Annotated in this window: 9 protein-coding genes and 4 tRNA genes; all 13 read left to right on the top strand. The window is 54.1% G+C overall.

Features of this window, described 5'->3' with window-relative positions:
* The first annotated feature begins 134 nt into the window (after nucleotides 1-134).
* Nucleotides 135-1,094: a bifunctional biotin--[acetyl-CoA-carboxylase] ligase/biotin operon repressor BirA gene (gene birA / locus ACW9HW_RS10040; RefSeq protein ID WP_095197164.1), complete on the top strand. Its 960-nt coding sequence runs from the start codon at nucleotides 135-137 to the stop codon at nucleotides 1,092-1,094.
* Entirely contained in the window at nucleotides 1,084-1,833 is a 750-nt protein-coding gene (locus ACW9HW_RS10035) for a pantothenate kinase (protein ID WP_457399659.1), read from the top strand. Before birA ends, ACW9HW_RS10035 begins: the two co-directional genes overlap by 11 nt.
* Before the next feature lie 7 nt (nucleotides 1,834-1,840).
* Complete coding sequence (locus ACW9HW_RS10030; protein WP_095197166.1) at nucleotides 1,841-2,281, top strand: hypothetical protein; 441 nt, start codon at nucleotides 1,841-1,843, stop codon at nucleotides 2,279-2,281.
* A 142-nt stretch (nucleotides 2,282-2,423) separates the two neighbouring features.
* Nucleotides 2,424-2,508: transfer RNA gene (locus tag ACW9HW_RS10025), tRNA-Tyr, on the top strand.
* A gap of 24 nt (nucleotides 2,509-2,532) precedes the next feature.
* A tRNA-Gly gene (locus tag ACW9HW_RS10020) sits at nucleotides 2,533-2,606 on the top strand.
* Between the two features lie 26 nt (nucleotides 2,607-2,632).
* Nucleotides 2,633-2,708 (top strand) — tRNA-Thr (locus ACW9HW_RS10015).
* A 173-nt stretch (nucleotides 2,709-2,881) separates the two neighbouring features.
* Nucleotides 2,882-2,957 (top strand) — tRNA-Trp (locus ACW9HW_RS10010).
* A gap of 45 nt (nucleotides 2,958-3,002) precedes the next feature.
* On the top strand, nucleotides 3,003-3,371 hold the full coding sequence (gene secE, locus ACW9HW_RS10005) for a preprotein translocase subunit SecE (protein ID WP_007896620.1): 369 nt from the start codon (nucleotides 3,003-3,005) through the stop codon (nucleotides 3,369-3,371).
* Nucleotides 3,372-3,380: 9 nt separating this feature from the next.
* Nucleotides 3,381-3,914 (top strand): transcription termination/antitermination protein NusG, encoded by a 534-nt coding sequence (gene nusG / locus ACW9HW_RS10000; RefSeq protein ID WP_007957598.1) that lies wholly within the window; start codon nucleotides 3,381-3,383, stop codon nucleotides 3,912-3,914.
* 117 nt (nucleotides 3,915-4,031) lie between these two features.
* Nucleotides 4,032-4,463 carry a 50S ribosomal protein L11 gene (gene rplK / locus ACW9HW_RS09995; RefSeq protein WP_007933726.1) on the top strand — a complete coding sequence of 144 codons (432 nt, stop codon included), beginning with the start codon at nucleotides 4,032-4,034 and terminating at the stop codon, nucleotides 4,461-4,463.
* Entirely contained in the window at nucleotides 4,463-5,158 is a 696-nt protein-coding gene (gene rplA / locus ACW9HW_RS09990; RefSeq protein ID WP_003228754.1) for a 50S ribosomal protein L1, read from the top strand. Before rplK ends, rplA begins: the two co-directional genes overlap by 1 nt.
* Before the next feature lie 199 nt (nucleotides 5,159-5,357).
* A complete protein-coding gene (gene rplJ / locus ACW9HW_RS09985) occupies nucleotides 5,358-5,858 on the top strand; it encodes a 50S ribosomal protein L10 (protein WP_095197167.1) in 501 nt (166 codons plus the stop codon).
* Between the two features lie 75 nt (nucleotides 5,859-5,933).
* Entirely contained in the window at nucleotides 5,934-6,299 is a 366-nt protein-coding gene (gene rplL, locus ACW9HW_RS09980; RefSeq protein WP_007970414.1) for a 50S ribosomal protein L7/L12, read from the top strand.
* The last annotated feature ends 117 nt before the right edge of the window (nucleotides 6,300-6,416 follow it).

Here is a 6,416-nt window from a genome sequence, read left to right as displayed (position 1 = left end):
TAAATTCCGAAACCCCTATCTGCGTATGCAGGTAGGGGTTTTGTTTTGTCCGCAGAAAAACAGCCTCGCCAGGTTTCTATGCAACGGCTCGGGGCGTGGATATCATGCGGGCCTCATTGTGAGGCGAGACTTGCATGCTGACGTTGTTAAAGCTTCTTAAAGATGGCCGATTCCATTCGGGTCAAGCATTGGGCGCTGCCTTAGGTGTTAGTCGCAGTGCTGTATGGAAGCAGCTTCAGCAGTTGGAGGCTGAGCTGGGGGTATCCATTCATAAAGTACGAGGACGCGGTTATCAGCTGGCTGCACCGCTGACGCTGCTCGACCCTGTGGAAATCGGGCGGTTGGCACCCTCTTGTAACTGGCCTGTCCTGGTCTTCGACTCAATCGATTCCACGAATGCTGAGGCGCTTCGCGCCATCGAGCGGCTTCAAGCTGCGCCCTTTTTAGTGCTAGCCGAGCGGCAGACTGCTGGCCGAGGGCGGCGAGGGCGGAAGTGGGTGAGCCCATTCGCAGAAAACATCTATTACAGCTTGGTGCTGCGTATTGAGGGCGGGATGCGGCAGCTGGAAGGGTTGAGTCTTGTTGTTGGGCTTGCCGTCATGCAGGCCTTGCGCGAGTTAGGTGTTCCGGGGGTGGGTTTGAAGTGGCCAAACGACGTCCTGGTCGGCCAGAAGAAAATTGCCGGAATATTGCTGGAGCTGGTTGGGGATCCTGCGGATGTATGCCATGTCGTGTTGGGTGTCGGTATAAATGTAAATATGCAGATGACCGATGAGGTTGATCAGCAATGGACATCCATGCGTCTCGAGTCCGGACAGATGTTTGATCGCAATCGCCTGGTTGCGAAGATTGGGACGATGTTGCAGAAATATTTGGAGCGGCATCAGGTTGGCGGATTTTCGGCTGTCCAGGCTGAGTGGGAGCAAAATCATCTGTGGCAGGGGCGCGCTGTGTCGTTGATTGCTGGCGTTAACCAAATAAATGGCGAAGTATTGGGTATCGATAGCCAGGGCGCCTTGCGATTGAAGGTGGATGGTGTGGAAAAAGTCTTCAGTGGTGGTGAGCTGAGTCTGAGGTTGCGCAATGATTCTTGAGCTCGACTGCGGAAACAGTTTTATTAAGTGGCGTGTGCTTGAAGCGTGCGCCCGGCAAGTGGTGGGGGAGGGGGTTGTCGATTCGGACTTCGCATTGATCGAGGGCTTGAAAGGGCTCGAGGGGCCCGCTCTCAGGTCGTGTCGATTGGTCAGTGTCAGGACTGCTGAAGAAACCAGTGCATTGATCTCTCTGTTGAAGGAGGTGTTCGATGTTTCTGTGGTGTGCGCGGCTCCGGCGCGTGAGATGTCTGGCGTTCGTAATGGCTATGAGGAGTTTGAGCGACTAGGGCTTGATCGCTGGCTTGCTTTGCTCGGTGGGTATCATCTGGCCACCGGCGCGTGCCTTGTGCTGGACTTTGGTACGGCTGTTACCGCTGACTTCGTAGCTGCTGATGGTGAGCATCTCGGTGGGTTCATATGTCCTGGGATGCCGTTGATGCGCAATCAGCTTCGTACTCATACCCGCAAGATCCGTTACGGTGATCTTGCTGCCGAGCGTGCTTTGGAGAATCTCCTTCCGGGCCGTACGACTGTTGAGGCGGTCGAGCGCGGTTGCCTGCTGATGCTGAGGGGGTTTGTGATGACTCAGCTTGAGTTGGCGCGCAGCTATTGGGGTAAGGAATTCACAGTGTTCCTTACAGGTGGTGATGCGGCCCAGGTTTCGGAGATCGTGCCCGAGGCCAGAGTGGTCCCGGATTTGGTGTTTGTCGGCTTGGCTATGGCGTGCCCTTTGCCCTGAGGTCTTTATGCGTTGGTTGTTTCTGCTGCTGCTTGTTCTCAATGTGTTTTATTACATCTGGCATCAACAAGAGGCTCCTCTGCGTGCAAAGGATGTGACGCCCTTGAGTTTGTATCGGGGATCCCAGCAGGATATTCGTCTGCTGAGTGAGGCAACAGACTCGACAAAAGATAAGGCAAAGGCCCTCCAATCGGATGCGGGATGTCTATATGTGGGTGGCTTTGCACGTCAGGATGTTGCTCAGGGGCTTGAGCGCAGATTGAGCGGTATGGATGTCAAGTTTCAGGCGCTGCCTAAAGGTAGTGCCGAGTCCGCCGGTTACTGGGTGCGGGTAGCCCCGGAAAGCAGGCGCTGGCTTGATGACTTGCAGCTGCTGAACCTTTCTAGAGAATTCAATGAGTTAAAACATAAAATAATGCCTTGCGAGGGGGTTGCACCCATCGAATAGTTTGCATAGAATGGCGCCCGCTCCACAGTGAAGACCTAAAACGGTAAGCAATGTGAAGCGAGGTCAACGCAGCTAACCTCAGGTTTTTAATGAGAAAATGCTTGACAGAGGGCTGGCATGATATAGAATGCCGGCTCGCTTAGGAGGGGTTCCCGAGCGGCCAAAGGGATCAGACTGTAAATCTGACGTCTACGACTTCGAAGGTTCGAATCCTTCCCCCTCCACCATTTTTAGCGAGAGCTGCAAGCCTCGCGGGTATAGTTTAGTGGTAGAACCTCAGCCTTCCAAGCTGATGATGCGGGTTCGATTCCCGCTACCCGCTCCAAGTTTGCAGGTTTTGCACGGTGTTTCGCTCTTGTAGCTCAGTTGGTAGAGCACACCCTTGGTAAGGGTGAGGTCAGCGGTTCAAATCCGCTCAAGAGCTCCATATAATAAGGCAGATATGAAAATATCTGCCTTTGTTTTAATGGCTTGTGGTTGCGCTGCGATATCCGAGAGGATGGTGGGGCGTATCGGTAGTGATGCCGTATCCAGGGTCATTGAGTAAATTGTTGTAAAGTCTTCTTCGGGCCGGCATAATGGTCGGCCTGATTTTGTTTTAGGTCAGTAGCTCAATTGGCAGAGCGACGGTCTCCAAAACCGTAGGTTGGGGGTTCGATTCCCTCCTGACCTGCCAGATTCACCAGGTGTGTCTGGCTTTCTTTTCACAGGATCTTCATAGATGACTCCTAAAGCTGAAGCTCAAGGCTCTCGCTTCGATCTGCTCAAGTGGCTAGTAGTAGTTGCTTTGGTGGTTGTTGGCGTTGTTGGCAATCAGTATTACTCTGCTTCGCCGATCCTGTACCGCGTGCTCGCTTTGCTTGTGATTGCTGCTGTAGCTGCCTTTGTAGGCCTGCAGACGGTTAAGGGCAAGTCTTTCTTTGTACTGGTTAAGGAAGCGCGCACCGAGATTCGTAAAGTCGTATGGCCAACTCGCCAAGAAACCACGCAGACCACGTTGATCGTTGTGGCTGTTGTCCTGGTTATGGCGTTGCTGTTGTGGGGGCTCGACTCCCTGCTCGGCTGGCTTGTTTCCTTGATCGTCGGCTAAGGGTGTCCCGTGGCTAAGCGTTGGTATGTTGTGCATGCTTACTCCGGTTACGAGAAGCATGTCATGCGCTCGCTGATTGAGCGCGTAAAGCTGGCTGGCATGGAAGATGGCTTTGGCGAGATTCTGGTTCCCACTGAAGAAGTGGTTGAAATGCGTAATGGCCAGAAACGCAAAAGCGAGCGCAAGTTCTTCCCGGGTTACGTGCTGGTTCAGATGGATATGAACGAGGGTACTTGGCACTTGGTCAAGGATACTCCTCGGGTGATGGGTTTCATCGGCGGTACTGCTGATAAGCCGGCGCCGATCACCGATAAAGAGGCAGAAGCTATTCTGCGTCGCGTCGCTGATGGCAGCGATAAGCCGAAGCCGAAGACGTTGTTCGAGCCGGGCGAAACCGTACGCGTCAACGACGGGCCATTCGCCGATTTTAACGGCGTTGTCGAAGAAGTTAACTACGAGAAGAGCCGGATCCAAGTGGCGGTGCTCATTTTCGGTCGCTCTACTCCGGTAGAGTTGGAGTTCAGTCAGGTCGAAAAGGTCTAGCTGAGCAAGCATCCCAACCCCGCAGCCTTAGGCTGTGGGGTTTTGTCGTCACTGGGATAAACGCGCAAGTAACCGGGGAGCCTTTCGAGGCGTTTGAACCCGTAATTGGAGTGCCTCATGGCCAAGAAGATTACCGCTTACATCAAGCTGCAAGTGAAGGCCGCTCAGGCTAACCCAAGCCCACCTGTTGGTCCTGCTCTGGGTCAGCACGGCGTGAACATCATGGAATTCTGCAAGGCTTTCAACGCCCGTACTCAGGGTCTTGAGCCAGGTCTGCCGACTCCAGTGATCATCACTGTCTACAGCGACCGTAGCTTCACGTTTGAAACCAAATCCACCCCTGCTTCGGTACTGCTGAAGAAGGCGGCCGGTCTGACCAGCGGTTCCGCTCGTCCGAACACCGTTAAGGTTGGCACCGTAACCCGTGCTCAGCTGGAAGAAATCGCGAAAACCAAAAACGCGGATCTGACTGCAGCTGATATGGAAGCAGCCGTGCGTACCATCGCCGGTTCTGCTCGTAGCATGGGCCTTAACGTGGAGGGTGTGTAATGGCTAAGCTGACCAAGCGTCAAAAGGCTATCGCCGGCAAAATCGAAGCAGGCAAGGCCTACAACATTGTAGACGCCGCTGCACTGCTGGCTGAGCTGTCGACTGTCAAGTTCAGCGAGTCGTTCGACGTTGCTGTGAACCTGGGTGTTGACCCACGTAAATCCGACCAGGTTGTTCGTAGCGCTACTGTGCTGCCACACGGCACTGGCAAGACCGTTCGTGTTGCTGTGTTCACCCAGGGTCCTGCTGCTGAAGCCGCTCTGGCTGCCGGCGCTGACCGTGTAGGTATGGACGACCTGGCTGCCGAAATGAAAGGCGGCGACCTGAACTATGACGTAGTGATCGCATCCCCGGATGCCATGCGCGTTGTAGGTCAACTGGGTCAGATCCTCGGTCCACGTGGTCTGATGCCTAACCCTAAAGTCGGCACCGTAACTCCAGACGTAGCTACCGCGGTTAAAAACGCCAAGGCTGGTCAGGTTCGTTATCGCACCGACAAAAACGGCATCATCCACACTTCCGTTGGCAAGATCGGCTTCGATGCCGTCAAGCTGAAGGAAAACGTTGAAGCTCTGATCGCCGACCTGAAGCGTATCAAGCCAGCTTCTTCGAAAGGCATCTACGTCAAGCGCGTTACCCTGAGCACCACCATGGGCCCAGGTCTGGTTATCGACCAGAGCTCGCTGGACGCGTAAGACAAAAGTTGGCGCAAGCAATTGCGCCAGTTTGAAAGATTGGGGTCCCTGCCTGGCGGGGGCTATCCAAGACCGTAGGCGACGTAAGTCTTAAACCTCAAGCCTACGCAGATGGTGCTCCCGGTTCCTTACCGAATCAGACACCAAAACGACATCCGGTTTCGACTGGATGAAACGGTATCAAGCAGGAGTTAAACCCGTGGCAATTAAACTCGAAGACAAGAAGGCCATCGTCGCTGAAGTCAACGAGGCTGCCAAAGTCGCTCTGTCCGCTGTCGTGGCTGATGCCCGTGGCGTAACAGTAGGCGCGATGACCGGACTCCGTAAAGAGGCTCGTGAAGCTGGCGTTTACGTACGTGTTGTACGTAACACCCTGCTCAAGCGCGCTGTTGCTGACACTGAATTCAGTGTCCTCAACGACGTGTTCACTGGCCCTACCCTGATTGCGTTCTCCAAAGAACATCCAGGCGCTGCTGCCCGGATCTTCAAGGAATTCTCAAAGGGTCAGGACAAGTTCGAGATCAAGGCAGCTGCGTTCGAGGGCAAGTTCCTCGCAGCTAACCAAATCGACGTACTGGCAACTCTGCCGACCCGTGACGAAGCAATTTCTCAGCTGATGAGCGTGATTCAAGGCGCTACCAGCAAGTTGGCTCGTACTCTGGCGGCAATTCGCGACCAGAAAGAAGCTGCTGCAGCCTAAGGCTCGTCAACTTCTCGCGTTTTTTGTTTTTTTCGATGGTCGCGTAGGCCGTCCCCAATATCAGGAATTAGATTCATGTCTATCTCTCAGAACGATATCCTTGAAGCAGTTGGCAACATGTCCGTAATGGAAGTTGTTGAGCTGATCAAAGCTTTCGAAGAAAAATTCGGCGTTACCGCTGCTGCTGCATCGGCTGGTCCAGCTGTTGCTGCTGCCGTTGCTGAAGAACAAACCGAATTCAACGTCATGCTGACCGAAGCTGGCGAGAAGAAAGTTAACGTGATCAAGGCTGTACGTGAACTGACCGGTCTGGGCCTGAAAGAAGCCAAGGCTGTAGTTGACGGCGCTCCTGCCATGGTTCTGGAAGCTGTTGCCAAAGACGCAGCTGACAAAGCCAAAGCAGCTCTGGAAGAAGCAGGCGCTAAAGTCGAGCTGAAGTAAGCATCGACTTTGCGTTTCCAGCCCGAGCGTTAAGCGAAAGGCTGATGGCTGGTGGCTCTTGCCACCGGCCTTTTTCCGTTATTGGCAGCCGACTGGGTCGGGCCGATAGCGAGCTGT

Source organism: Pseudomonas sp. SDO5532_S415 (genome assembly GCF_054071155.1).
The sequence above is the reverse complement of the archived record's forward strand: the minus strand, read 5'-3'. Positions and strand labels throughout refer to the sequence as shown.

Coding starts and splice junctions, on each gene's coding strand:
- rplA (WP_003228754.1), top strand. CDS start 4,463: ATGGCTAAGCTGACCAAGCGTCAAAAGGCTATCGCCGGCAAAATCGAA.
- ACW9HW_RS10035 (WP_457399659.1), top strand. CDS start 1,084: ATGATTCTTGAGCTCGACTGCGGAAACAGTTTTATTAAGTGGCGTGTG.
- rplL (WP_007970414.1), top strand. CDS start 5,934: ATGTCTATCTCTCAGAACGATATCCTTGAAGCAGTTGGCAACATGTCC.
- ACW9HW_RS10030 (WP_095197166.1), top strand. CDS start 1,841: ATGCGTTGGTTGTTTCTGCTGCTGCTTGTTCTCAATGTGTTTTATTAC.
- rplK (WP_007933726.1), top strand. CDS start 4,032: ATGGCCAAGAAGATTACCGCTTACATCAAGCTGCAAGTGAAGGCCGCT.
- secE (WP_007896620.1), top strand. CDS start 3,003: ATGACTCCTAAAGCTGAAGCTCAAGGCTCTCGCTTCGATCTGCTCAAG.
- birA (WP_095197164.1), top strand. CDS start 135: ATGCTGACGTTGTTAAAGCTTCTTAAAGATGGCCGATTCCATTCGGGT.